The organism is Halalkalicoccus sp. CG83 (assembly GCF_037081715.1).
Taxonomy (GTDB): Archaea; Halobacteriota; Halobacteria; order Halobacteriales; family Halalkalicoccaceae; genus Halalkalicoccus; species Halalkalicoccus ordinarius.
Genome location: NZ_JAZDDH010000001.1, coordinates 2,148,648 through 2,170,032 on the forward strand (window position 1 = coordinate 2,148,648; position 21,385 = coordinate 2,170,032).

The 21,385-nt window shown below is 68.3% G+C and carries 22 protein-coding genes and 1 pseudogene; 10 read left to right on the forward strand and 13 right to left on the reverse strand.

Going from position 1 to position 21,385, the window contains the following annotated elements:
- Positions 1–211 precede the first annotated feature (211 nt).
- The 8 genes from V0Z78_RS11190 to V0Z78_RS11225 form a co-directional block, all read right to left on the reverse strand.
- Complete coding sequence (locus V0Z78_RS11190) at positions 212–1,189, reverse strand: isocitrate/isopropylmalate dehydrogenase family protein (RefSeq protein ID WP_336344716.1); 978 nt, start codon at positions 1,187–1,189, stop codon at positions 212–214.
- Positions 1,182–1,838, reverse strand: a complete 657-nt coding sequence (gene leuD, locus V0Z78_RS11195) for a 3-isopropylmalate dehydratase small subunit (RefSeq protein WP_336344717.1) — start codon at positions 1,836–1,838, stop codon at positions 1,182–1,184. Before leuD ends, V0Z78_RS11190 begins: the two co-directional genes overlap by 8 nt.
- A complete protein-coding gene (gene leuC / locus V0Z78_RS11200) occupies positions 1,835–3,256 on the reverse strand; it encodes a 3-isopropylmalate dehydratase large subunit (protein ID WP_336344718.1) in 1,422 nt (473 codons plus the stop codon). Before leuC ends, leuD begins: the two co-directional genes overlap by 4 nt.
- A complete protein-coding gene (locus V0Z78_RS11205) occupies positions 3,253–3,534 on the reverse strand; it encodes a hypothetical protein (protein WP_336344719.1) in 282 nt (93 codons plus the stop codon). The genes leuC and V0Z78_RS11205 overlap by 4 nt, the downstream gene beginning before the upstream one ends.
- Positions 3,527–4,573, reverse strand: coding sequence for a ketol-acid reductoisomerase (ilvC, locus tag V0Z78_RS11210; protein ID WP_336344720.1), 1,047 nt, complete (start codon positions 4,571–4,573; stop codon positions 3,527–3,529). The genes V0Z78_RS11205 and ilvC overlap by 8 nt, the downstream gene beginning before the upstream one ends.
- The gene (gene ilvN, locus V0Z78_RS11215) at positions 4,566–5,261 is read right to left on the reverse strand and encodes an acetolactate synthase small subunit (RefSeq protein WP_336344721.1); all 696 of its coding nucleotides are present in this window, start codon (positions 5,259–5,261) and stop codon (positions 4,566–4,568) included. Before ilvN ends, ilvC begins: the two co-directional genes overlap by 8 nt.
- Positions 5,258–6,994: a biosynthetic-type acetolactate synthase large subunit gene (gene ilvB / locus V0Z78_RS11220; protein ID WP_336344722.1), complete on the reverse strand. Its 1,737-nt coding sequence runs from the start codon at positions 6,992–6,994 to the stop codon at positions 5,258–5,260. Before ilvB ends, ilvN begins: the two co-directional genes overlap by 4 nt.
- 330 nt (positions 6,995–7,324) lie before the next feature.
- Positions 7,325–8,551 carry a LeuA family protein gene (locus V0Z78_RS11225; RefSeq protein ID WP_336345181.1) on the reverse strand — a complete coding sequence of 409 codons (1,227 nt, stop codon included), beginning with the start codon at positions 8,549–8,551 and terminating at the stop codon, positions 7,325–7,327.
- A gap of 304 nt (positions 8,552–8,855) precedes the next feature.
- On the opposite strand from V0Z78_RS11225, the gene V0Z78_RS11230 reads away from it, so the two are divergent.
- The 3 genes and pseudogenes from V0Z78_RS11230 to V0Z78_RS11240 all read left to right on the forward strand — a co-directional run.
- A complete protein-coding gene (locus tag V0Z78_RS11230; protein ID WP_336344723.1) occupies positions 8,856–9,308 on the forward strand; it encodes a ferritin-like domain-containing protein in 453 nt (150 codons plus the stop codon).
- 44 nt (positions 9,309–9,352) lie between these two features.
- Complete coding sequence (locus V0Z78_RS11235; RefSeq protein ID WP_336344724.1) at positions 9,353–9,646, forward strand: DUF5779 family protein; 294 nt, start codon at positions 9,353–9,355, stop codon at positions 9,644–9,646.
- 86 nt (positions 9,647–9,732) lie between these two features.
- A pseudogene (locus tag V0Z78_RS11240) lies at positions 9,733–10,060 on the forward strand (alanine--glyoxylate aminotransferase family protein); the annotation flags it as partial.
- On the opposite strand, the gene V0Z78_RS11245 reads toward V0Z78_RS11240, so the two are convergent.
- Entirely contained in the window at positions 10,030–11,307 is a 1,278-nt protein-coding gene (locus V0Z78_RS11245; protein ID WP_336344725.1) for an MFS transporter, read from the reverse strand. The pseudogene V0Z78_RS11240 and the gene V0Z78_RS11245 overlap by 31 nt on opposite strands.
- A 42-nt stretch (positions 11,308–11,349) precedes the next feature.
- A complete protein-coding gene (locus tag V0Z78_RS11250) occupies positions 11,350–12,027 on the reverse strand; it encodes a VOC family protein (RefSeq protein ID WP_336344726.1) in 678 nt (225 codons plus the stop codon).
- 124 nt (positions 12,028–12,151) lie between these two features.
- On the opposite strand from V0Z78_RS11250, the gene V0Z78_RS11255 reads away from it, so the two are divergent.
- Positions 12,152–12,832, forward strand: a complete 681-nt coding sequence (locus V0Z78_RS11255; protein WP_336344727.1) for a hypothetical protein — start codon at positions 12,152–12,154, stop codon at positions 12,830–12,832.
- A gap of 38 nt (positions 12,833–12,870) precedes the next feature.
- On the forward strand, positions 12,871–13,281 hold the full coding sequence (locus V0Z78_RS11260; RefSeq protein ID WP_336344728.1) for an MPN domain-containing protein: 411 nt from the start codon (positions 12,871–12,873) through the stop codon (positions 13,279–13,281).
- Between the two features lie 27 nt (positions 13,282–13,308).
- Here V0Z78_RS11260 and aglJ read toward each other — a convergent pair whose 3' ends face one another.
- Positions 13,309–14,226 carry an S-layer glycoprotein N-glycosyltransferase AglJ gene (gene aglJ, locus V0Z78_RS11265; RefSeq protein ID WP_336344729.1) on the reverse strand — a complete coding sequence of 306 codons (918 nt, stop codon included), beginning with the start codon at positions 14,224–14,226 and terminating at the stop codon, positions 13,309–13,311.
- Positions 14,227–14,341: 115 nt separating this feature from the next.
- Here aglJ and V0Z78_RS11270 point away from each other — a divergent pair, with 115 nt between their 5' ends.
- The 3 genes from V0Z78_RS11270 to V0Z78_RS11280 are packed head-to-tail and all read left to right on the forward strand — an operon-like array spanning position 14,342 to position 16,715.
- Positions 14,342–15,133, forward strand: coding sequence for a glycosyltransferase family 2 protein (locus V0Z78_RS11270; RefSeq protein WP_336344730.1), 792 nt, complete (start codon positions 14,342–14,344; stop codon positions 15,131–15,133).
- On the forward strand, positions 15,130–15,702 hold the full coding sequence (locus V0Z78_RS11275; RefSeq protein WP_336344731.1) for a methyltransferase domain-containing protein: 573 nt from the start codon (positions 15,130–15,132) through the stop codon (positions 15,700–15,702). The genes V0Z78_RS11270 and V0Z78_RS11275 overlap by 4 nt, the downstream gene beginning before the upstream one ends.
- A complete protein-coding gene (locus tag V0Z78_RS11280; RefSeq protein WP_336344732.1) occupies positions 15,699–16,715 on the forward strand; it encodes an alkaline phosphatase family protein in 1,017 nt (338 codons plus the stop codon). Before V0Z78_RS11275 ends, V0Z78_RS11280 begins: the two co-directional genes overlap by 4 nt.
- A gap of 54 nt (positions 16,716–16,769) precedes the next feature.
- Here the strand turns inward: V0Z78_RS11280 and V0Z78_RS11285 are convergent, their stop codons facing one another.
- The gene (locus V0Z78_RS11285) at positions 16,770–18,191 is read right to left on the reverse strand and encodes an oligosaccharide flippase family protein (protein WP_336344733.1); all 1,422 of its coding nucleotides are present in this window, start codon (positions 18,189–18,191) and stop codon (positions 16,770–16,772) included.
- Positions 18,192–18,222: 31 nt separating this feature from the next.
- Between V0Z78_RS11285 and V0Z78_RS11290 the strand changes: the two genes are divergently transcribed.
- The gene (locus V0Z78_RS11290) at positions 18,223–18,954 is read left to right on the forward strand and encodes an FkbM family methyltransferase (protein WP_336344734.1); all 732 of its coding nucleotides are present in this window, start codon (positions 18,223–18,225) and stop codon (positions 18,952–18,954) included.
- A 71-nt stretch (positions 18,955–19,025) separates the two neighbouring features.
- Here V0Z78_RS11290 and V0Z78_RS11295 read toward each other — a convergent pair whose 3' ends face one another.
- The gene (locus V0Z78_RS11295; RefSeq protein ID WP_336344735.1) at positions 19,026–20,057 is read right to left on the reverse strand and encodes a glycosyltransferase family 4 protein; all 1,032 of its coding nucleotides are present in this window, start codon (positions 20,055–20,057) and stop codon (positions 19,026–19,028) included.
- Between the two features lie 149 nt (positions 20,058–20,206).
- Here V0Z78_RS11295 and V0Z78_RS11300 point away from each other — a divergent pair, with 149 nt between their 5' ends.
- Positions 20,207–21,382 (forward strand): NAD-dependent epimerase/dehydratase family protein, encoded by a 1,176-nt coding sequence (locus tag V0Z78_RS11300; protein WP_336344736.1) that lies wholly within the window; start codon positions 20,207–20,209, stop codon positions 21,380–21,382.
- Positions 21,383–21,385: the final 3 nt, after the last annotated feature.

Here is a 21,385-nt window from a genome sequence, read left to right on the forward strand (position 1 = left end):
CGGCGATTGTTTGTGCACGTTTGTAACTGTTTGTGTCGGGACAGGCGGGATCGATCAGGGCGGCCACCGGATCGAACGGGAGACTCGCGGATCGGTCGTTCCAATGAGGACGAGCGTACGCGGAGCGGAGGCGGTTTCGGAGGAAATGCCTGACAAACGAGCGGGGGACGTTCGCCGCGACGGGATCCCGGCAGACGGCGGTCGTTAGGTGCTACAGTCGATCGACGACGGCCGTCGTCACGTCCTCGGTGGTGGCGTCGCCGCCGAGATCGGCGGTCCGTGGCCCGTCGGCGAGCGTCTCGGTCATCGCTCGCTCGACCCGGTCTGCCTCCTCGTCGTAGCCGAGGTGTTCGAGCAGCATCGCCGCCGAGAGGATCGCCGCGCCGGGGTTGGCGACGCCTTCGCCGGCGATGTCGGGGGCGGTGCCGTGGACGGGTTCGAACAGCGCGTTCTCCGCACCGACGTTCGCGCTCGGCAGCAGACCGAGTCCGCCGACCAGCCCCGCGGCGAGATCCGAGAGCACGTCGCCCGCGAGGTTCGGACAGACGACGACGTCGAACTGCCCGGGATCGAGACAGACGTGGGTCGCGAACGCGTCCATCAGCACCTCGTCGGCTTCGATGCCGCGGTCGTCGGCCACCCCGAGGACGGTCTCGCGGAACCGGCCGTCGGTCTCGCGCATCACGTTCGCCTTGTGCGCGACGGTGAAACCCTCGTAGCCCCGTTCCTCGACGTAGTCGCAGGCGAACCCGGCGAGCCGTTCGGAGGCCGACGTCGTCACCACTCGAGTGAGCGTCGAGAGGTCGTCGCTCAGCCGGCTCTCGTGGCCCGCGTAGACGCCCTCGGTGTTCTCGCGGAGGAAGACGACGTCAGTCTCCGGACGAAGCGCGTCGACGCCGGGGTAGGCGCGAGCGGGACGGACGTTGACGAACGAGCCGACCGCACGCCGGAGCGGGATGATCACGTCCGCCGCGCTCTCGCCCGCGGCGCCGAACAGCGTCGCGTCCGCCGAGGCGGCGAGGTCGTACGTCTCCTCCGGGAGGGGGTCGCCGGTCTCTCTCTTCACGCGGTCGCCCGCCTCCGCCTCGGTGAACTCGAACCTCCCGACGGAATCGAGCACCTCGACGGCCGCGGGGACGACCTCCTGGCCGATCCCGTCGCCCGGGATCACGGCGATCTCGTCAGTCATCGCTTCGGACGTACGGCAGCGACTCCGCGGTCTCGCGGACCGCGCTCTCGTTGGCCTTCATCAGCGCCGTCGTGTCCCAGACGCCCTCGACCAGCGCCTTGTGCTGGGCGTCGGCGACGTCGACGTTGACCGCCTTCTCTTCGTCGCCGTCGCCGTAGACGACGAGTTCGCGCTCGACGTCGACGGTGATCTCGGCGTCGGGGTTCTCCTCGACGTACGCCTGGAGCGCGCCGATCTCCTCGGGGCTCGCCGTGACCGTCGGAATGCCGAGTGCCAGGCAGTTGCCCGCGAAGATCGACGCGAACGACTCGCCGACGATCGCGTCGATTCCCCAGCGCTGGAGCGCCTGGGGGGCGTGCTCGCGCGAGGAGCCGCAGCCGAAGTTCGCGTTGACCACCATGACGTTTGCGTCCTGGAAGCGCTCCTCGTTGAACGGGTGGTCCTTCGGGTCGTCCTCGTCGTCGAAGCGCTGATCGAAGAAGGCGAACTCGCCCAGCCCGTCGAAGGTGACGACCTTCATGAACCGGGCGGGGATGATCTGGTCGGTGTCGATGTCGTTGCCCCGGATCGGGATGCCGGTGCCCGAGACCCGATCGACGATCTCCGCGGGGCCGTCGCTCCGGTTCTCGCGCTGGTTCTCGGAGCTCATGCTCGCGCCACCTCCTCCAGCTTCCGCACGTCGGTCACCTCGCCGGTGACGGCGGCTGCGACGACCATACGGGGGTTCATCAGGACCGTTCGGCCGTCCTTCGACCCCTGGCGGCCGACGAAGTTGCGGTTCGACGAGGACGCACACGCCTGGTCGCCCTCCAGTTGGTCCTCGTTCATGCCGAGACACATCGAACAGCCGGCGTTTCGCCACTCGAAGCCGGCCTCGCGGAAGACGTCGGCGAGCCCCTCCTCCTCGGCGGCGCGCTGGACGCGCTGGCTGCCGGGGACGACGAGCGCGCGCACGTCGGGGTGGACTTTTCGGCCCTCGACGAGCCGGGCTCCGTGGCGCAGGTCCGCCAGTCGAGCGTTCGTACACGAGCCGAGGAAGGCGACGTCGATCGGGTAGCCCTCCATCGTGTCGCCGGGCTCGACGCGCATGTGCTCCTGGGCGCGCCGCGCGGTGTCCTGTTTGTCCTCGGGTAGCTCCTCGGGACGGGGGATCGGCTGGGTGATTCCGACGCCCTGGCCGGGCGTGGTCCCCCAGGTGACGACGGGCTCCAGCGAGCTGCCGTCGATCGTGACGACGTCGTCGTACTCGGCGTCCTCGTCGGACCGAACCGACTCCCAGTAGGGTTTCAGCTCCTCGAATTTTTCCTTATTATCGCGGAACTCGTCGGTCCCCTCGAGCCACTCGTAGGTGGTCTCGTCGGGGTTGACGTAGCCCGCGCGGGCACCGCCCTCGATCGACATGTTGCAGATGCTCATGCGACCCTCCATGCCGAGGCTCTCGATCGCCTCGCCGGCGTACTCGTAGACGTAGCCGACGCCGCCCTCCGTACCCAATCTTCGGATTATCTCGAGGATCACGTCCTTCGCCTCGACGCCGTCGCCGAGCTCGCCGGTGACCTCGATCTTTCGCACTTTCTGCTTCTCCATCGCCACGGTACCGGTGGCGAGGACGTCACGGATCTGGGAGGTGCCGATGCCGAACGCGAGCGCGCCGAACGCGCCGTGGGTGCTCGTATGGGAGTCGCCACAGACGATCGTCATCCCCGGCTGGGTGAGCCCCTGCTCGGGGCCGATCACGTGGACGATCCCCTGATCGCCGGTGTCGGGGTGGTCGAACTCGATGCCCGCCTCGCGGACGTTCTCCTCGAGCTCGCGCATCATCTCCTCGGCCGCGTCGTCGCCGTAGGGACGGGACTGATCCGCTGTCGGAACGATGTGGTCCACCGTCGCGTGGGTCAGCTCGGGGTAGGCGACCTCGATGTCGCGCTCGCGCAGCATCCCGAACGCCTGCGGGCTGGTCACCTCGTGGATGAGGTGGAGCCCGACGAACAGCTGGGTCTGTCCCGTCGGCAGTTCCGCGACGGCGTGTCGGTCCCACACCTTGTCGTAGAGGGTTCCTCGACTCATTCCTCACCTACTACCGGTTCGGTTCCGTGTTCCTCGCCCCGTTCGAAGACGCGGTTCGCACCCTCCTCGCTCTCCGGCGGGGTGTGATCCACGTCCTTCATCGTTCCCGAGGCCGGTTCGACCCCGTTCTCCTCCCCACCCGCGTCGACCGCGTTTCGCTCACCGCCGTCGGCGACCACGACGGGCCCGCGCAGGAACAGATCGCCCGCGCTGCGGTCGTCGTAGGGGTGGGTGTGATCGATCTCCCTCATCGTTCGTCTCTCGTTGGCGTCAGTCATCGGCTCTCACTCGCTCCTGTTCGTCCTCAGCGGTCTCTCCTTCCTCCTCGGCCCACGCGAACAGCGCGCGCAGTTCGGCGCCGACCTCCTCGATCTCGTGGTCCTTCTCGGCCTGGCGGAGCTGGGTGTAGCTCGGTCGGCCGGCCTGGTTCTCCGCGATCCACTCGCGGGCGAACGTGCCGTCCTGTACGCCCTGGAGGACCTCCTCCATGTTCTCGCGGGCGTGCTCGTCGACGATCACGTCGCCCTTGGTGAGCCCGCCGTACTCCGCCGTATCGGACACCGAGTCCCACATCTCGCCGAGCCCGCCCTCGTACATCAGGTCGACGATCAGCTTCATCTCGTTGAGACACTCGAAGTACGCCATCTGCGGGCTGTAGCCCGCGTCCACGAGCGTCTCGTAACCCTGTTTGATCAGGCTCGCGATCCCGCCACACAGCACCGCCTGTTCGCCGAAGAGGTCGGTCTCGGTCTCCTCACGGAAGGTGGTCTCGACTACACCCGCGCGCGTACAGCCGATGGCTTGGGCGTACGCGAGCGCCTCCTCTTTCGCCTCGCCGGTCGCGTCCTGATACACCGCGAGCAGCGCGGGCGTCCCCTCGTCGTTCTCGTAGTTCCTCCTGAGGAGATGGCCCGGCGTCTTCGGCGCGATCATCGTCACGTCGACGTCCTCGGAGGGCTGGATCTGGTTGTAGTGGATGTTGAACCCGTGGGCGAACTGGAGCGTGTTGCCGGGTTCGAGCTCCTCTTCGATCTCCTCGTAGACTGCGGGCTGGACGGTGTCTGGCACCAGCACGCTCACGATCTGCGCGCGGGCGGCGGCCTCCTTCGGCGTGGTCACCTCGAGACCGTCCTCCCGGACGGCCTCGCGCGAGGAGGAGTCCTCGCGCAGCCCGACCACGACGTCGATCCCGCTGTCGGCGAGGTTCTGTGCGTGGGCGTGGCCCTGGCTGCCGTAGCCGAGCACGGCTACGGTCTTGTCCTCGATCTGGCTTCGCTGTGCGTCTTCGTCGTAGTAGATGGATGCGTCTTCAGTCATTGTTCGTCGGGGTCTGCCAGCGTTCGTGCATTCGTTCGTAGCGTTCCTCCTCGACATCGGTCGTCCACTCGTCGCCCCGGGCCATCGCGGTCTGGCCGGTGCGCGAGAGCTCGCGGATGCCGAACTGCTGGAACGCGTCGATCGCGTCGTCGATCTTCTGCTCGTCGCCCGTGATCTCGACGGTGATGGTCTGCGGGCCGGCGTCGAGGGTCGTGCCGTCGTACATCTCCGTGACGGCGTGGACCTTGTCGGGGTCGCTGCCGTGGACCTTCACGATCACCAGCTCGCGTCGGACGGCGTCGCGTCCGAGCTCCTGGACCGAGATGACGGGCACCAGCTTCTCGAGCTGTTTCTCGACCTGTCGGATGCCCGGCTCGGGCTCCTCGATCACCAGCGTGATGCGCGAGGTCTCGGGGTTGGTCGTCTCTCCGACCGTCAGGCTCTCGATGTTGAACTGGCGTCGGCTCACCAGCCCGGAGGCCCGCGCGAGCACCCCGGGCTCGTTCTTCACCAGCGCCGAGATCACCGTTCGCCGCGGGTGTCGTTCGGCCTCGACCTCGGGGTCGATCCGCGTCCCCTGGCTGTTTCGACGCCCGCTCGGACGGGGACGCGCCTCCGGCGGCGGTCCTCGAAGTCCGTTGGTTCGCTCGTACTCGCCCTCGATCTCGGTCTCGGTCTCCTGGCTCATAGCTGGTCCTCCGAGAGGGCGAACTGGCCGTTGTCCCCGCCGCTCGGCACCATCGGGTAGACGTTCGACTCGGGGTCGATGTGGAAGTCGATCACCGAGGGTCCGTCGTACTCGAGGGCGGCCTCGACCGTCTCCGCGACCTCGTTGTACTCGGTCACCGAGAAACCGCATGCGCCGAACGCCTCGGCCAGCTTGTCGAACGCCGGCACCCACGGGTACTGCGAGGCGGAGTGACGGCCCTCGAAGAAGGCGTCCTGCCACTGGCGCACCATCCCGACCGAGGAGTTGTTCAACACGGCGACCGTGATGTCGAGGTTCTCGTGGACCGCGACGGCCAGCTCCTGACACGTCATCAGGAAGGAGCCGTCGCCCTCGAAGCAGACGACGTCGCGGTCGGGCGCCGCGAGCTTCGCGCCGATCGCCGACGGCAGGCCGTAGCCCATCGTCCCCAGCCCGTGGGAGGAGACCCACGTCCGGGGGTGGCGGTAGGTCCAGTACTGACACGCCCACATCTGGTGCTGGCCGACGCCCGTCGTGACGATCGTCTCGTCGGGCGTCGCCTCGTCCATCGTCTCGACGACGAACTCCGGACGCAGCAGTTCGTCCTCGGGCGCGGCGTAGTCCATCGGGTACTCCTCCTTCCACGTCTGACACTGCTCGCGCCACTCGCGTGCGTCGGGCGCGTGCTGCAGCTCCGCGTCGAGCTGCTCGAGCACCGTCGCGGCGTCGCCGATCGCGGCGACGTCCGCGGTGATGTTCTTCGAGATCTCCGCGGGGTCGATGTCGACGTGGAGGATCTGTGCGTCGGGCGCGAACGTCTCGACGCCGCCGGTCAGGCGGTCGTCGAACCGACAGCCCACCGCGAGCATCGTATCGCAGTGCGTGATCGCCATGTTGGCGTAGCCGGTACCGTGCATGCCGGCCATCTCCATCGCCAGCTCGTGGTCCTCGGGGAACGACCCGAGCGCGGGCATCGTCGTCACGACGGGGATCTCGTACTCGGTCGCGAACGCCCGAAGCTGCTCGGTTGCATCGCCCTTGATCACGCCGCCGCCGGCGAGGATGACGGGCTTCTCCGCGGCCTCGAGCGTTCGCGCGGCGGCCTCGATCGCCTCGTCGTCGGCCTCCATCTGCGGGTCGTACGTGTCGGGCGTTCGTGCTTCACCCGGGGCGCGGTCGGTTGCGCCGTTGGTGACGTCCTTCGGCAGGTCCACGACCGTCGGTCCCGGCCGACCGGTTCCTGAGAGCGCGAACGCCTCGCCGACGGTGTCGCCGACGGTGTCGGAGTCGGTCGCGAAGTAGTTCGTCTTCGTGATCGGCGCGGTGATCCCCGTCGTATCGGTCTCCTGGAACGCGTCGTTGCCGACGAACGCCGTCGGCACCTGGCCAGTGAGCGCGATCATCGGATCGGAGTCCATCGAGGCGTCGGCGATGCCGGTAACGAGGTTCGTCGCGCCCGGTCCGGAGGTCGCAAAGCAGACGCCCGGCTCGCCGCTGACGATCCCGTAGGCGTCGGCCGCGTGGGCCGCGCCCTGTTCGTGGGCCATCGTCACGTGGTGGATGTCGGAGTCGTAGAGCGCGTCGTAGACGGGCATGATCGCCCCGCCCTGGACGCCGAAACACGTCTCGACGCCGGCGCCCTCGAGCGCGGCGATGACCGACTCGGCGCCGGTCTCGACGGTTCGCTCCGCGTCGTCGGTCTCCTCGACCGGGGCGGTGACTCTCTCGCTCATCGTTGGGTCGCTCCGTGGTTGGTTTGCGTGCGATGCTGCGGTCGGTTCGGGGTGTAATCGGGAACGTACATGGGTAGCGCGCGTGCTGTGGTTCGGGAGAACGGTGCGATCGGATCGGGGGAGGTGGGTGGTGTAGGGGCTAGACCCCTACGATAATGAGCGCGCGTGCCACGGTCGCGTCGCTGGTGGACGCCTGTGTGCCCCGACCAGCGGTCGCCGTGTTCATCTACTCGATCGGTGGGCATCGGGCCCGCATAAACCTTCCGCGAGCCGCAAGCGTTGCCGGGCCCGACCCGCGGCTGGCGGGGGGCTGACCGAGGCGTGTTCATCTTACGCGCGTACCTCCTCGTGGCTTACGCCGATCTCGCGCGCGAAGCGCTTGACGTCGGATCTGGTGACGCGGTTCTTCTCCGCGCCGTGGTCCTTCACCCGCCGGGTGATCTCCTTGACCTCGTCGTCGGTGGGGGAGAAGCCCGCCTCGTCCAGGAACTGCCGGACCGAGTGGGTGCCGGTGTGTTTTCCGAGCACCAGTTCGCGGCGCGCGCCGACCATCTCGGGGGTCATCACGCCCGGCTCGAACGTGTCGCTGTTCTCGATGACGCCGGCGGCGTGGATCCCGCTCTCGTGGGAGAAGGCGTTCTGGCCCACGATCGGCTTGTTCGCCGGGACGGGGACGTCGCTCTTCTCCTCGATCATCCGCGACAGCTCGGTGATGCGCGTCGTGTCGATGCCGGTGTCGACGCCGTAGATCGCCTCGGCGGCCATCACGACCTCCTCGTAGGCCGCGTTGCCCGCGCGCTCGCCGATGCCGTTGACGCTCACCTGGGCCTGCTCGGCGCCGGCCTCGAAGCCGGCGATGGCGTTCGCGCTCGCCATCCCGAAGTCGTCGTGGGCGTGGACGTCGATCCGCGCGTCGGTGTGCTCCTTCACCTCGCGGACCAGCGAGCCCATTCGGCTGGGGCTCGCGACCCCGCAGGTGTCGGGAATGTTGATCCAGTCGACGCCGACCTCGTCGACGGCCTCGACGATCTCCATCAGGAACGCGGTGTCCGTTCGGGTGGCGTCCATCGGCGAGAACATCACCTCGACGCCGGCCTCGTTGGCCCGGCGGACCGCCTCGACGGCCTGCTCGGTGACGTCCCCGCGGGTCGCGTGCATCGAGTCCTCGATCTGGACGTCGCTGGTGGAGACGAACGTGTGCACCATGTCGACGCCGCTGTCGATCGCTGCCTCGATGTCCTTCTCGACCACCCGGGCCAGCCCGCAGGTGGTCGTGTGCGTTGCCTTGGCGATGTCCCGGACGGCCTCGAACTCGGCGTCGCCGTTGACCGGGAAGCCCGCCTCGATGACGTGGGTGCCCATCTCGTCGAGCACCGCCGCTATCTCGCGTTTGTCGTCGTACGAGAACGAAGTTCGAGGCGTCTGTTCGCCGTCCCGGAGCGTAGTATCGAAGACCCGTGCGGTCTCGATCTCGTTATTGGAAGCTAACGTGCCCTGGAAGAACTCGACCCCCCCGACTGGTGTCGGAGGAGCCCATGGTGTGATCGGACATGGTATCTGGAGTCAGGGCCAGCCCAGTATATAAACCTGTCCGTCCGGCCGTGCCCTCCCTCCGGATCGTCGTTCACGATCCGCGTCACGAACGCCGCAATCGCACGACTGAAGCGACGTTTAAGGTGTACAATCACATTATACGGATACCTACGCGATCGCGACGCCGGGCCCGTTCGCGTCGACGCTCGTGAAAATTCCGTCCCGAATCGATTGAAACGTACTTCCGAGGCTGGAGCGCGCGCTCGAAACTGGACGGACGTACGGCCGGGGTGTACACTGAAGGGGCCGGCGAACCAAGGACGAACGCATGACGAACGATCAAGTACTCGAGATCCTGCGTGAGGCGTACAACGACGAGATGGAGACGGTGATGAACTACATGACTAACTCCATCGTCCTCGACGGGGTCCACGCAGAGGAGATCAAGGATAGCCTCGAACAGGACATCGACGAGGAGCTCAACCACGCACGGATGCTCGGCGAGCGGCTCAAGTACTTCGACGCCCGTCCGGGCGGCTCCTACGAGTTCGAGGCGCGCCAGGAGGGGCTCCAGCCCCCCGAGGACAGCACGGACATCCTCACCGTGATCGACGGCGTGATCGAGGCCGAGGAGGACGCCATCGAGACCTACCGCTCGCTGATCGACGCCGCCGAGGAGGCGAACGACCCCGTCACGGAGGACCTGGCGGTCCAGCTGCTCGCGGACGAGGAGGCCCACCGCGGTGAGTTCCGCGGCTTCCGCAAGGAGTACAAGGACTAGCGGACAGCCGAACGGTTTTTGCGGTCGGGGATCCACCCCCGCGTATGGCCGACTTCGGGCTCGATCTCAGGACCGTGGAGGAACACATCGACACCGACGATGAGAGCGACACGAGACGGGTCTCGCTCGGCGTGCTCGACGGGACGACCCCATCGGAGGAGTGGATCGCCGCGGTCGACCGCGGCGAGGTGCTCGTGCTCGCCGTCGAGGGCGAGCTGAACGAGCTCGCCTCGGGCTTCGCCCGCGAGATCAGCGAGTCCGGGGGCGAACTCGTCCACTTCCGGGAGTTCCTCGTCGTCACGCCGCCGGGCGTGAGCGTCGACACGAGGCGCCTCTGATCGAGCGCCGAACGCGTCGCTTTTTACGTACCGGCGACACGGATCGACCCGGCGTAGGGGAGCTCTCCCCGCCGAACCTGACGCTGATGGGGCCCGGCCCGAGCAACGTCCATCCATGCGTGTTGCGCGCGATGAGCACTCCGCTCGTCGGCCACCTCGACCCTCGTTCGTCGAGATCATGGATGAGACACGGGCACTATTACGCTACGCGTTTCGTACCGACAACCGGTGGACGCGGCCCGTCTCGGGCACCGGATCGGCGGCGATGGAGGCCGCCATCGGCAACGCGGCCGACCCGGTGACACGGTGCTCGTGCCGGCGAACGGCTACTTCGGCGGGCACATGACGGGCATGGCCCGACGCGCCGGTCGCGAACGACCAGCTCACCACTCGATCAGCGCGGCGGCGCCGTGGGAGCGGACGAGGATCGCGAGGAGGGTCGCCACGCCCGTGATCGCGAACGCGCCGCCGACGTAGAACACCGACGCCATGCTCACGGTCGTCATGAGCCACCCGCCCAGGAGCGGCGCGATCACGCTGCCGGGCCGCCAGACGAGCTCTCGGAGCCCGAAGCTGGAGGCGACCCCGCCCTCCGAGGTGCCCTCGTCGGCGAACAGCGCCATGCTCGCGGGTTCGCGGAGGCTGTCGGCCACGCCGAGCAGCCCGGAGAGGGCCACCAACGGGACGAACGCGGGCGAGAGCTCGCCGACGAGCGGGTAGCCCGCGGGCAGCGAGAGCCACGCGCCGATGGCGGGCGAGAACGGCACGCAGAGCGCGACGACGCCGTAGAGGCCACCACCGACGAAGACGAACGCGGCCCGGCCGTACCCGTCGGAGAGCCGGCCGGTGAACGGCTGGCAGAGCATGTTGGTGAACTTCTCGGCGACGACGGTGAGGCTCACCGCGAGCGCGCCGTAGGCCAGTCCGCCCTGGGCGGCCGTCACCCCGGCGTAGATCGGCACCCAGGTCCGGACGAGCGTCACGGCGAAGGCGTACTGCACGCGAAAGCTCGTGAGCGTGAGGATCCGACGGTTGAGCGCGAGATCGGCGAACGGGAACCCCCCGACCCGGGTCTCGTCGGGCTCCAGGTAGCGAACGCTCCCGAGCCACGCGACCGTCGTCAGGACGACGATGACGGCGAAGACGGGGGTGAAGCCGAACGCCTCGTAGAGCGCGCCCGCCGAGAGGCTTCCGAGGATGGAGGCGGCGAAGCTCGCAGCGTTGGCCTTTCCGATGTGGTTCGCCCGGGTGCCGCCCGCGGCGATCTGACCGACCAGCGAGAGGCTCATCAGTCCCGCGCCGGTCACCGCGATGCCCTGAAGCCCGCGCGCGAGGACGAGCGAGGCGCTCGAGTCGACCAGCGGGAACAGCGCGTAGGCGACCGCGCCGAGCCCGAGCGAACAGAGCAGAACGAGGCGCTTGTCGAAGCGATCGCCGGCCCACGCGAGCGGGACGACGGCGGCCGTCTGCGCGAGCGTAAACCCGGAGGTGTACATCCCGATGACGAACCCGGCGCCGACGGTCACGCCGAGGACGCTCGTCGCCGAGGGATCGAGCGCGTTGATGTAGTACGGGAGCAGCGTGATCAGCGTGATGAAGCCGAACCCCTCGGCGAACCGCGCGGCGTACAGGGTGAGAAACTGGGCTCGCTCGTCGTCCACACCGGTCGTGGCGATGGCTCCCGAATAGCCCTTTCGAAGCGACTATCGGAACGTCAGGTAGTGGCCGTCGGGGTCCCGAACCCGAACGCCGTCCTCTACCTCCTCGACCGCACACGCCCGATCGGCGACCCGGTCGGCGGCTCCTTGGGGATCCTCGACCCCGAACCCCAGATCGACGTGGACGCCGCCGCGCGCGTCGGCGAGTCCCAACTGGGGCTCCCAGAGTTCGAGGTCCGTCGGCCCCGAGAGGCGGATCCGACGCCGCTCGCTCCCGCGGTCCGCGACCTCGAATCCGAGATCGGCGTAGAACGACTCCGCACGCTCGAGGTCCGTCACCTCGAGGACCACCTCGAAGATCCCGGTGATCCCCTCGCCCTCGTCGTTCGACTGGCCGATCTCGACGCAGTGGTCGTCGGGATCGTCGAAGTAGAGCGACTTCGCGGAGCCGAAGACGTGCTCCTCGAGCTCGAACGACTCGGAGAGGTGGTCGTACCACCCGTCGTACGCCGCCGCGGGCGTCGAGAAGGCGTAGTGGACGTGGAGGCCGCCGCGGGGCACCCCCGTGGGCCGGCGCACCACGAGCGTCGTCTTGCCCGCCTCGAAGGCGACCTCACGGTCGGTCTCGCGTTCGATCGCCAGGTCGAGGTGTTCGACGTAGAACGCACGGGCCCGGTCGAGATGCTTGACCTCGAGTGCGAGCCACTCCAGCGTGTCGAGCATGGCACCACTGCGTGCGCGGACCACATATATCGTCGGCCGCGGCCGCCACGACCGGTCGGGACCGCGTCGCGAGCCGACGGGTGCCGGGCGGCGTTTTATCCCCGCGTGGGACGTACTCCGGACCATGACGATGAAGGCCGACGATCCGCCGACGCACGCACGGAAGATCGACGAGTGGGACGGCGGCTTCGGGTGGATCGCCCACCCGGAGGAGGAGATGCTGCGCGCGAGCCACGCGCTCGCGACGGACGAGGGGGTCTGGCTGATCGACCCCGTCGACGTGCCGGATCTCGACGAGTGGCTGACCGAGTTCGGCGAGGTGGCGGGCGTCGTCGCACTGGTCGGCCGCCACACCCGCGACGCGGCCGAGGTGGCGAACCGCTATGACGTCCCGGTCTACCTGCCCGAACCGCTCTCCTCGGCGCGCAAGGAACTCGACGCCCGCGTCGAGCTCTTCGGCGACGAGCTCCCGGGGACGGGCTACCGGACGATCACGCTGCTCGATACGCCGGTCTGGACCGAAATCGCGCTGTACGACGACGAGAGCGCCACGCTCCTGGTCCCCGAGAGCGTCGGGACCGCCGAGTTCTTCCGCGCGCCCGGCGAGCGCCTCGGCGTCCACCCCGCCCGCCGACTGGTGCCGCCGACGCCGCTTCGGGGGTTCGTCCCCGAACGCATCCTCGTCGGCCACGGCGAGGGGATCACCGAGGACGCATCCGGCGCGCTCCGGGAGGCGCTCTCGGGCTCGCGGCGCAACGCCGCGAAGCTCTACACGAGTACCCTCAAGAACTACCTCCCGCTATAGGTGACAGTATTTTTATAGATGCGTGACGAAACGCAAGCGTGGTCTACGTCACGCGAGGATTGATCGAGGCGCTGCTCGAGTTCGCGGCCGAGGCGGAGCCCGAACGGTTCACCGCCGGTCTCGAAGTCACCCTCGCGGAGGAGTTCGACGCTATGCTCGACCTCCCGCCGGAGACGCCGGTCTTCACCCACTTCTACCACCCCGACGCGAGCCAGTCGGTCAGCGCCGTCTTCGGGATGGACCTCTCGACGCCGATGGGTCGGACTCGCGGGCGGTTCGTCTCACACCCCGACGGCGAACTCTCCGTCTCGCTCACCGACGACCTGCACGCGACGATGCTCGTCGCGATTCCGCCGTGGAGACGGGAGTCGGTCGCGGTGTTCGATCGGCGCGGTCGGCGGGGCTCGCTCGAGGTCGTCGACGCCGAACCGCCGATCGAGGAGCTGTAGTCCGCCGTTCGTGCGGGCGGACTCGGATCAGCGCTCGCGCTCCTCGTGGAAGCGTTGCATCTGTTCGCGATGCAGCGTGACGATCAGATCGGAGAGCAGCCCGAACATCACGATCTGAAAGCCCAGCAGGATCGCGACGCCGGCGACCAGCGCGAGCACCTCGTGGCCGACGCCGTGGACGAACCAGCGATAGCCCACGTAGCTCGCGACGAACGCGCCGAGCAGCATCGTCGAGAGGCCGACGCTTCCGAAGTAGAACAGGGGGTTGTTGGTGCGCGCGAGCTGGTAGAGCGTGACGACGATGAGGCTCCCGTCGCGAAGCGGCCGGAGATTGGTCTCCGAGCCGTCGGGCCGGGGTTCGTATCTGATCGGAACGACGCCGGTCGAGATGTCGCGCTTCGCGCACTCGACGGCCATCTCGGTCTCGATGCCGAACCCGGTGGCGTCGAGCGTCATTCGCTCGGCTGACTTCCGGGTGAACGCGCGGTAGCCCGAGAGGATGTCCCGGAACTCCGGACCGTGCATGAGCCCGAACGCCCAATTGATCAACCGGTTGCCGGCGTGGTTGACCCGCGACATCGCCCCCGGGGCCATGTCGGCGAACCGGTTGCCGATGACGTGTTCGTACTCGCCCGAGACCAGCGGCTCGAGCATCGTGTCCGCGTCCTCGGGGCGGTAGGTGCCGTCGCCGTCGACCATCAACACGTACGGCGCCTCGATGTGCTCGAGCGCTTCGCGGACCGCCTGCCCCTTTCCGGCTCCGGTCTGGACGACCACCCGCGCGCCCCGTTCGGTCGCGATCCCGCGGGTCTCGTCGTCCGAGTCGCCGTCGACCACCAGCACGTTCGTGAACCCGTGCTCACGAAAGCCATCGACGACGTCGCCGATCGTCTCGGCCTCGTCGAGCGTCGGAATGAGAACGCAGACGTCGTCTCGGTCGACCATCGGCGAAAGGTCGGCCGGGCCGCCGCATAAAAGGCGCGTTTCGCCCGGCACGCGAACGACGCGAGCGTCGTCCGAAGCTGATCGATTTATTAGTCCCAGTCGAGAAGGGCGACGCATGTGCGCTGGTCCCGAGACGATCGACGTCGCGATCCCCACCTACGAGTCCGGGGCCGTCCTCGACGGGACGCTGGAGCGCCTCGCTCGCGCGGAGGAGGCCGCTCCGGTCACCGTCTCACGGCTCGTCGTCGTCGACAACGAGAGCGACGACGACACGCGGGAGATCGCGCGAACGGCGGCCGACGTGAACGACTGGGAACCGGTCGTAACGTCGCGTCCCTCCACGCTGCCGGAGGCGCGAGAGCTCGCGATCGATCGCGTAGAGAGCGAGTGGTTCCTCTTCCTCGACGACGACGTCCGGCTCTCGGAGTCCTATCTCGCCGACGTCGTCGGGGCCGTCGCGCCGGCAGTCGGGGCCGTCCAGGGTCGGAAGGGATCGCGAGACGAACGCAACACCGACTGGGTGCGCAGGCGAGCGCGACGGGGGGGTACCCACGCGACGCTCGTCCGTCGCTCGACGGTCGAGGACCTCTCGTACCCCGACGACCTGCTGGTGTTGGAGGACGAGTACACCAGGCGGCACGTCGAGGACGACGGCTACCTCTGGGTGTTCAACCACCGCGCGCGGTTCGAGCACGCGAGCCAGGAGCGCCACCCGATCGGCTGGCGGGAGGGGTATCTCGGAGGGAAGTACGGACTCTCGCAGTTCCACACCGTCGCGCTCAACGTCCCGTTCTCGCTCGCGAGCGGGCGATCGCCCGCACCCCACGCCGAACGCGCGCTGGGCTGGGTCGCCGGACGGGCCCGCCGCGGCGCGGCATCGATCCGAGCGGAGGGGATCGACGCATGAGTGCCGGCATCCTCGACGTCGGCTGCGGCAACAACAAGCGCCACCCGGAGGCCGTGGGCATGGACATCCGGGAGTACGACGACGTCGACGTCGTCCACGATCTCAACGACACCCCCTGGCCGTTCGAGGACGACCGCTTCGAGCGCGTGCTCGCCTACTCGGTGCTCGAGCACGTCCCCGACCTCCCGGCGGTGATGGGCGAGATCCACCGCATCTCGAAACACGGGGCGCTCCTCGAGGGGAAGGTCCCCCACTGGAAGGACCGCAACGCCTACACCGACCCCACCCACGTCGGGCGCGTGCTGGGGGAGCTCCCGGACGGCACGGAGACGACGTACCCGTGGCCGCTCTCGGGACTCGTCGACGCCTACTACGACGGGTTCGAGCCGCGCGCGACGCTGGTCTGCGGGTTCGACGAGCGGACGTTCGACTTCTGGGACCCGACGACCGGGATGGGCGAGCGGGGCTACTTCGACGCGGAGTTCCGCGTCCGGGAGGTAGAACGGATCCGCCGCGTGCAGTTCTGGAAGTCCCGCCCCGTCGAGTTCACCCTGGAGGTGCGGAAATGACGACCGTCGTGCTCGGGTGGGACGGGCTCGACCACCGGCTGGCCGAGGCGTTCGACCTCACGGAGGCGTTCGGCGAGCACAACCGGGAGCTGTCGACGTTCGACAATCCCGCTCTCGAGAAGCCCCACACCTTCGAGCTGTGGCCGTCGATCATCACCGGCGTCGAACCCGACGAACACGGCATCCACGCCGCGAGCGAAGGGGGCGGCGTCGCCTGGGAGAACCCGGCGATCGCGTTCGCCGCGCGAGCCTCCCGATCGTTCCTCCCGGAGTCCGTCCGGACGAAGGTCGGAAAGGCGCTCAGGAGCGGCGGCGCCGGTCTCGACTTCAAGTCCGCCGACTACTACCGGGAGGCGGGCGTCGAGACGGTGTTCGACGGCCGCAGGTCACGGGCGATCGCGGTGCCGAACTACCGCGTCGAGCGCGACGACCGGCTCGGGTTCGTCGTCGACCGGGGCGCCGATCTAGGCGAGTTCCTCGACATCGAGGACGGCGAGGGCGCCGAGGGCGACTACTCCGCACGCGTCCCGCTCCCCGAGCTCGAGGAACGGCTGGTGAGCGAGGCGACGCGGAAGCTCGGGGCCGTCCGGGCCTGCATCGAGCGCGAGTACGACCTGGTATTCGTCTGGCTGGGCTATCTCGACACCGTCGGTCACCTCGCGCCGACCGTCGACGAGACGGGCTGGCAGGAGCGCGCCTATCGGCTCGCGGCCCGGCTGACCGACGAGGTCCGCGAGGAGCTCTCGGGGGAGGACGTGCTGCTCTGTGTCTCGGACCACGGGCTCCGCGACGGCTATCACACCCACGACGCGTACGTCGGCGCGAGTAGCGAGGAGGCGATCGCGGGGGTCGAGTCGGTGCTCGACGTCCGCGAGGGCATCGAGCGCGTGACCGACCGCCACGAGCCGACGACGCGCCCCGAGGTCCGGCCCGCCTACCGGTGTGAGAGCGAGGTGGAACGCCGCGACGCACGGGACGTCCGCGACCAGCTCGAGGACATGGGCTACCTGTAACGGTCCGTGGCCGTCTCGCGGTCGTCCCGACGGCCCCGACGCCGCCTCAGCCGCTCAGACCCGCGTCCCGATTCGAGCGGGCAGCAGCGACAGCGCCTTCTGCCGGATCCGCGTCGAGATGGCGACCAGAACGACGGTGTAGACGCCCGCCCCGACGGCCACGAGCAGCACCGTGACGACGTGGTTGCGCGGGACCTGTCCGACGAGTCCGAGGAGCACGACCGTCATGACGAGGCTCGCGGCGACCTCGCGGCCGATCTCCGCGGCCGGGATCCGCGGGCGACCGATGAGGGTCGAGAGCGCGTAGTACCCGAGGACCAACGAGAGCGCGGCCGAGAGCGCGGTGGCGACGGCCGCACCGTACCAGCCGTAGCGCGAGACGAGCACGACGTTGAGGAGCAGGTTCGTCGCGACGAACGCGCCGTTGATCCGGAACGCGACGTCCGGCCGGTCGATGGCGTTGATCGCGCTGAGGAGCTGGGAGCCGAAGGCGGCGATCGTCCGTGCGACGATGAGGACGAGGAGGACGGTCGCACCGCGCGTGAACTCGGGGCTGTATATCCGGAGGATGTCCGGCCCGAGAACGGCCGCGCCGAACAGTCCGGGGATCGCGAAGATGCCCACGAAGACGAACCCCTCGTTGAGGTAGTGGTGGATGCGGTCGTAGCGCTCGTCGACGCCCAGGTCGCTGAGCTCGGGAAAGAGCGTCTGCTGGACGGCCACGCTGATCAACGCGAGCGTCGAGGCGAGCGTCCAGGCCACCTCGTAGACGCCGATCAACGACGACGCGACGAAGAACGCCAGCACCGTGGTGTCCATCCAGCCGAACATCTGCGATTGGAGGCTGCCGAGCCAGGAGTAGCGCCCGTAGTCGGCCAGACTGCGCAGGTGGTCGCGCGACGGGAGCTTCGGCCGGACGTCGAAGACGGCCAGACCGACGAGTCCGGCGACGAACAGCGAGAGGGTGTGACCGACGATCAGCCCGGAGACGCCATAGCCGAGCAGGATCAGCCCCACCTGTCCGCCGAGCCGTCCGACCCGTTCGATGACCCTGACGGCCCCCTCGTGGGCCACCTTCTTCTGTCCCGTCAGCCCGGCGGCGATCGAGTCGAAGAACACGTTCGACCAGACGAGCAGGACGAGCATGCCGCTCACCGAGGCGCCGACGTACGCGTTCACGGCGTCGCTGAAGCCGAGGACGAGCGCCGTCGCCACGCCGGCGATCGTCGCGGCGGCGACGAACCCGGCCGAGAGGTACTCGCCCCGTTCGCGCCCCTCGCTCACGCGTTTCTCGATCGCCGCCCTGACGCCGTTGGCGGGCACTTTCAGCCAGAACAGCAGCGCGATCGCCACCATGTAGGTCCCGAGCGCGCTGGCGCCGAGGAGTCGTGCGATGAAGAACGTCGCCAGGAACCCGGCGAGCGAGAGAACGACCTGTGAGACGAAGTAGACGGCCGCAGTTCGTCCAAAACGCATTTACTCGGTGGTGGTGATGCGTATATAAAGCATGACTGATACAGAGCGAGGTCGAGGCGCGTACGATCTCCCGCTCGAGCGCCCGCTCGACCTCCTCCGGGAGGTCTACGACGGTACGATCCGTCGCCGACTGCCGCGGGTGCTCGGCGTTTACAACGGGGTCGTGACCCGGCGGTACTACCTTCTGGATCTCACGCAGTCCACCAACGAGCCGGCGTACAAGCAGGCGCTCGTCGAGGGCGTTCGGGAGGCGATCGACCCCGGGGACGCGGTCGTCGAGATCGGAGCGGGGTTCGGCGTCTGTACGGTCTGGGCCGCGAGGGAGGCGGGAGCCGAGGGTCGCGTGCTCAGCTTCGAGGCGAACGCCGAACAGACGCGCGTGGTACGCGAGGCGCTCGAGCTGACCGGACAGGTCGCTGGCGAGGACCTCCTCGATCGGGTCGACGTCCAGCAGGCGCTCGTCGGCTCCGACCTCGAGACATACGGTTCGATGGCCGGCGCGGCCCGCGTCGAGCCCGCGGCGCTCCCCGACTGTGACGTACTGACGATGGACTGCGAGGGGGCCGAACTGGACGTTCTGCGGGAGCTCTCGGTCGAGCCGCGCACGATCGTCGTCGAAACCCACCCGACGCACGGGGCCCCCACCGACGCGGTCGTCGAGGTGCTCTCCTCGAAGGGGTACGCGATCGAGACGACCCCGGTCACCACGAAGGAGGGCGGCTCGAAGGACGTCGTGACGGCGACGAAGTCCTCGGACACGTAGATCGCCGCGCCGCACTGACCGGACCGTGCCTGTGGCGGACGGGGTCGTGTGACCCGAGGCGGGGAACGCGATCAGGCGCTCGCGACGCGTTCGTAGACCTCGGAGTGCGTCCGGATCGCGTCCTCGAGCGACATGTTCATCTTCGAGAGGGTCTCGAACCCGCGTTCGACCTGCGCTCGGTACAGATCCTCGTCCTCGAGGAGTTCGAACGCGGCGTCGCGCACCGAGGCCGCGTCCCGATCGGCCCAGACGTACGTGCCGTGGTCCTCGAAGAGGAGTCGGATCACGCCGTCCGCCGTCGTGATCGCGGGCGTTCCGCAGGCGATCGACTCCAGGCCCACGTTGCACGTGACGTCGGTCTCCCGGGGAATCAACGTCACGTCGGCAGCGTTGAAGTAGTCGGGCAGCTTCTCGTTGTCGACGAACCCCTCGAACCGGAGGTCGTCCCTGTCCTCGAACTCCTCCTCGAGCGGGCCGTCGCCGACGACGATGACGACCGTCTCCTCGTCGTCCGCGAGCAGTTCCGCGAGTTCGCTCACGAGGGCGGCGCCCTTGTACTCGGTCAGCCGGCCGACGTAGAGGAGGACGTTCGCCTCCGGCGCGATGCCCATCGAGTCGCGGAGCGCCCGAACCCGCTCGTCGTCGTACGGGTAGAACTCGTCGCGGTCGATCGTCGCGGCACACAGCGGCGTCTCGTACCCGTAGCGCTTCCAGCGGGTCATGTACCGGTGGGTCGTGATCTTCACGTCGACGCCGATGGCCCGCCCGAGGAGGCCGTGCCAGTGCGTCGGCTGGGTGCCGGGCCCCACGCCGATGACGATCGGACCGGAGTAGGCCGCACGGACGAAGGCCGCCTGGTAGACGTTGATCGGCACGTGAACGAGATCGGCGTCGGAGAGGTGCCGACGGACCTTCCGCAGCGCGTCGATCGGCTTGTCGACGGCGACGGGGACGATCTCGGCCGCCTCGTCGACCTTCTCGGGCTCGCCGGTGAGGACGACGACGTGGTGGTCCGTCCGGGTCGCGATCGCGTTGATGACGTCGCGGGCCCGCGTGCGGGGACCGTTACCCGAGAGACGGTAGCAGAAGTAGCCGACCTTCATGCCGGCGGCTACGCCACAGCGGAGCAAAAGTCCTGCCGTATCCGTTACCGGTCGACGACCGAGAGCGGGCGTCGGGCCCACCCGGGTGGCGTTTCGACCGTACCCCGGTAAGTATTTAACCGCATGACGACACCTGATCTCTAGTAACCATGCCAATTCTGCTTACAGGAGCGGACGGCTACGTCGGGTGGCCGACGGCCCTCCGTATCGCGGACCGGACCGACGACCGAGTCGTCATGGTCGACGACCTCAGCCGGCGTGGCTGGGTCGACGAGGTCGGCAGCGTCAGCGCGACCCCGATCGGCGACGTCGAGACTCGACTGACGGCGGCGAGGGAGGTCCACGGGCTTCGAAACCTCTCGTTCGTCGAGGGCGATCTCACGGAGAAGGCGTTCGTCGACGAACTGCTCGACGTCCACGAACCGGAGACCGTCGTCCACGTGGCCGCCCAGCCCTCTGCGCCCTACTCGCAGATAAACGGCGAACGGGCGAACTACACCCAGCACAACAACATGCAGGCGACCCGGAACCTCCTGTGGGGACTCGAGGAGGCAGGTCTGACCGACACGCACTTCATCGAGACGACGACCACGGGGATCTACGGCGCGCCGAACTTCCCCGTCCCGGAGGGCGGCGCGACGATGGAACACGGCGGCGAGCGCGACGAGGTGCCGTTCCCGGCGATGGCGGGCTCGTGGTACCACCTGACCAAGGCGCACGACGCGGCCAACGTCCGTCTCGCACACGACCAGTTCGGCATCCCGACGAGCGACGTCCGAACGGCGATCGTCTACGGAACGGAGACCGAGGAGACCCGCGAGGACGAGCGCCTGAAGACCCGGTTCGACTTCGACTACTACTTCGGGACGGTCACCCACCGGTTCTGCGCGCAGGCGGTCGCCGGCTATCCGGTGACGGTCTACGGGAAGGGCGAGCAGCGAAAGCCGTTCGTCAGCCTCGAGGACGCCGTCGAGGGGCTGGCTCGACTCGCGCTCGCGGACCCCGACGACCGCCCGGACGACCACGTCGTCTACAACCAGGTCACGCGGGCGATCAGCATCGTCGAGGTGGCCGAGACCATCGCCGAGACGGGGGCCGACTTCGACCTCGACGTCGAGGTCGAACACTTCGAGAACCCCCGCGACGAGGACGAAACCCACAAGATGGTCATCGAGAACGATCGATACATGGACCTCATCGACGAGCAGCGCCAGTCGTTCTCCGAGGGCGTCGACGACGTCTTCGAGACGCTCGATCGCCACCGCGACACCGTCACAGCCTACGAGGATCGCTTCCTACCGTCGGTCCTCGCGGAGCGGGTCTAGCCG

Excerpts from the sequence above, each read along its gene's own strand:
- V0Z78_RS11190 (WP_336344716.1), bottom strand. The coding sequence starts at position 1,189 with ATGACTGACGAGATCGCCGTGATCCCGGGCGACGGGATCGGCCAGGAG.
- leuD (WP_336344717.1), bottom strand. The coding sequence starts at position 1,838 with ATGAGCTCCGAGAACCAGCGCGAGAACCGGAGCGACGGCCCCGCGGAG.
- leuC (WP_336344718.1), bottom strand. The coding sequence starts at position 3,256 with ATGAGTCGAGGAACCCTCTACGACAAGGTGTGGGACCGACACGCCGTC.
- V0Z78_RS11205 (WP_336344719.1), bottom strand. The coding sequence starts at position 3,534 with ATGACTGACGCCAACGAGAGACGAACGATGAGGGAGATCGATCACACC.
- ilvC (WP_336344720.1), bottom strand. The coding sequence starts at position 4,573 with ATGACTGAAGACGCATCCATCTACTACGACGAAGACGCACAGCGAAGC.
- ilvN (WP_336344721.1), bottom strand. The coding sequence starts at position 5,261 with ATGAGCCAGGAGACCGAGACCGAGATCGAGGGCGAGTACGAGCGAACC.
- ilvB (WP_336344722.1), bottom strand. The coding sequence starts at position 6,994 with ATGAGCGAGAGAGTCACCGCCCCGGTCGAGGAGACCGACGACGCGGAG.
- V0Z78_RS11230 (WP_336344723.1), top strand. The coding sequence starts at position 8,856 with ATGACGAACGATCAAGTACTCGAGATCCTGCGTGAGGCGTACAACGAC.
- V0Z78_RS11235 (WP_336344724.1), top strand. The coding sequence starts at position 9,353 with ATGGCCGACTTCGGGCTCGATCTCAGGACCGTGGAGGAACACATCGAC.
- V0Z78_RS11250 (WP_336344726.1), bottom strand. The coding sequence starts at position 12,027 with ATGCTCGACACGCTGGAGTGGCTCGCACTCGAGGTCAAGCATCTCGAC.
- V0Z78_RS11255 (WP_336344727.1), top strand. The coding sequence starts at position 12,152 with ATGACGATGAAGGCCGACGATCCGCCGACGCACGCACGGAAGATCGAC.
- aglJ (WP_336344729.1), bottom strand. The coding sequence starts at position 14,226 with ATGGTCGACCGAGACGACGTCTGCGTTCTCATTCCGACGCTCGACGAG.
- V0Z78_RS11270 (WP_336344730.1), top strand. The coding sequence starts at position 14,342 with ATGTGCGCTGGTCCCGAGACGATCGACGTCGCGATCCCCACCTACGAG.
- V0Z78_RS11275 (WP_336344731.1), top strand. The coding sequence starts at position 15,130 with ATGAGTGCCGGCATCCTCGACGTCGGCTGCGGCAACAACAAGCGCCAC.
- V0Z78_RS11280 (WP_336344732.1), top strand. The coding sequence starts at position 15,699 with ATGACGACCGTCGTGCTCGGGTGGGACGGGCTCGACCACCGGCTGGCC.
- V0Z78_RS11285 (WP_336344733.1), bottom strand. The coding sequence starts at position 18,191 with ATGCGTTTTGGACGAACTGCGGCCGTCTACTTCGTCTCACAGGTCGTT.
- V0Z78_RS11290 (WP_336344734.1), top strand. The coding sequence starts at position 18,223 with ATGACTGATACAGAGCGAGGTCGAGGCGCGTACGATCTCCCGCTCGAG.
- V0Z78_RS11295 (WP_336344735.1), bottom strand. The coding sequence starts at position 20,057 with ATGAAGGTCGGCTACTTCTGCTACCGTCTCTCGGGTAACGGTCCCCGC.
- V0Z78_RS11300 (WP_336344736.1), top strand. The coding sequence starts at position 20,207 with ATGCCAATTCTGCTTACAGGAGCGGACGGCTACGTCGGGTGGCCGACG.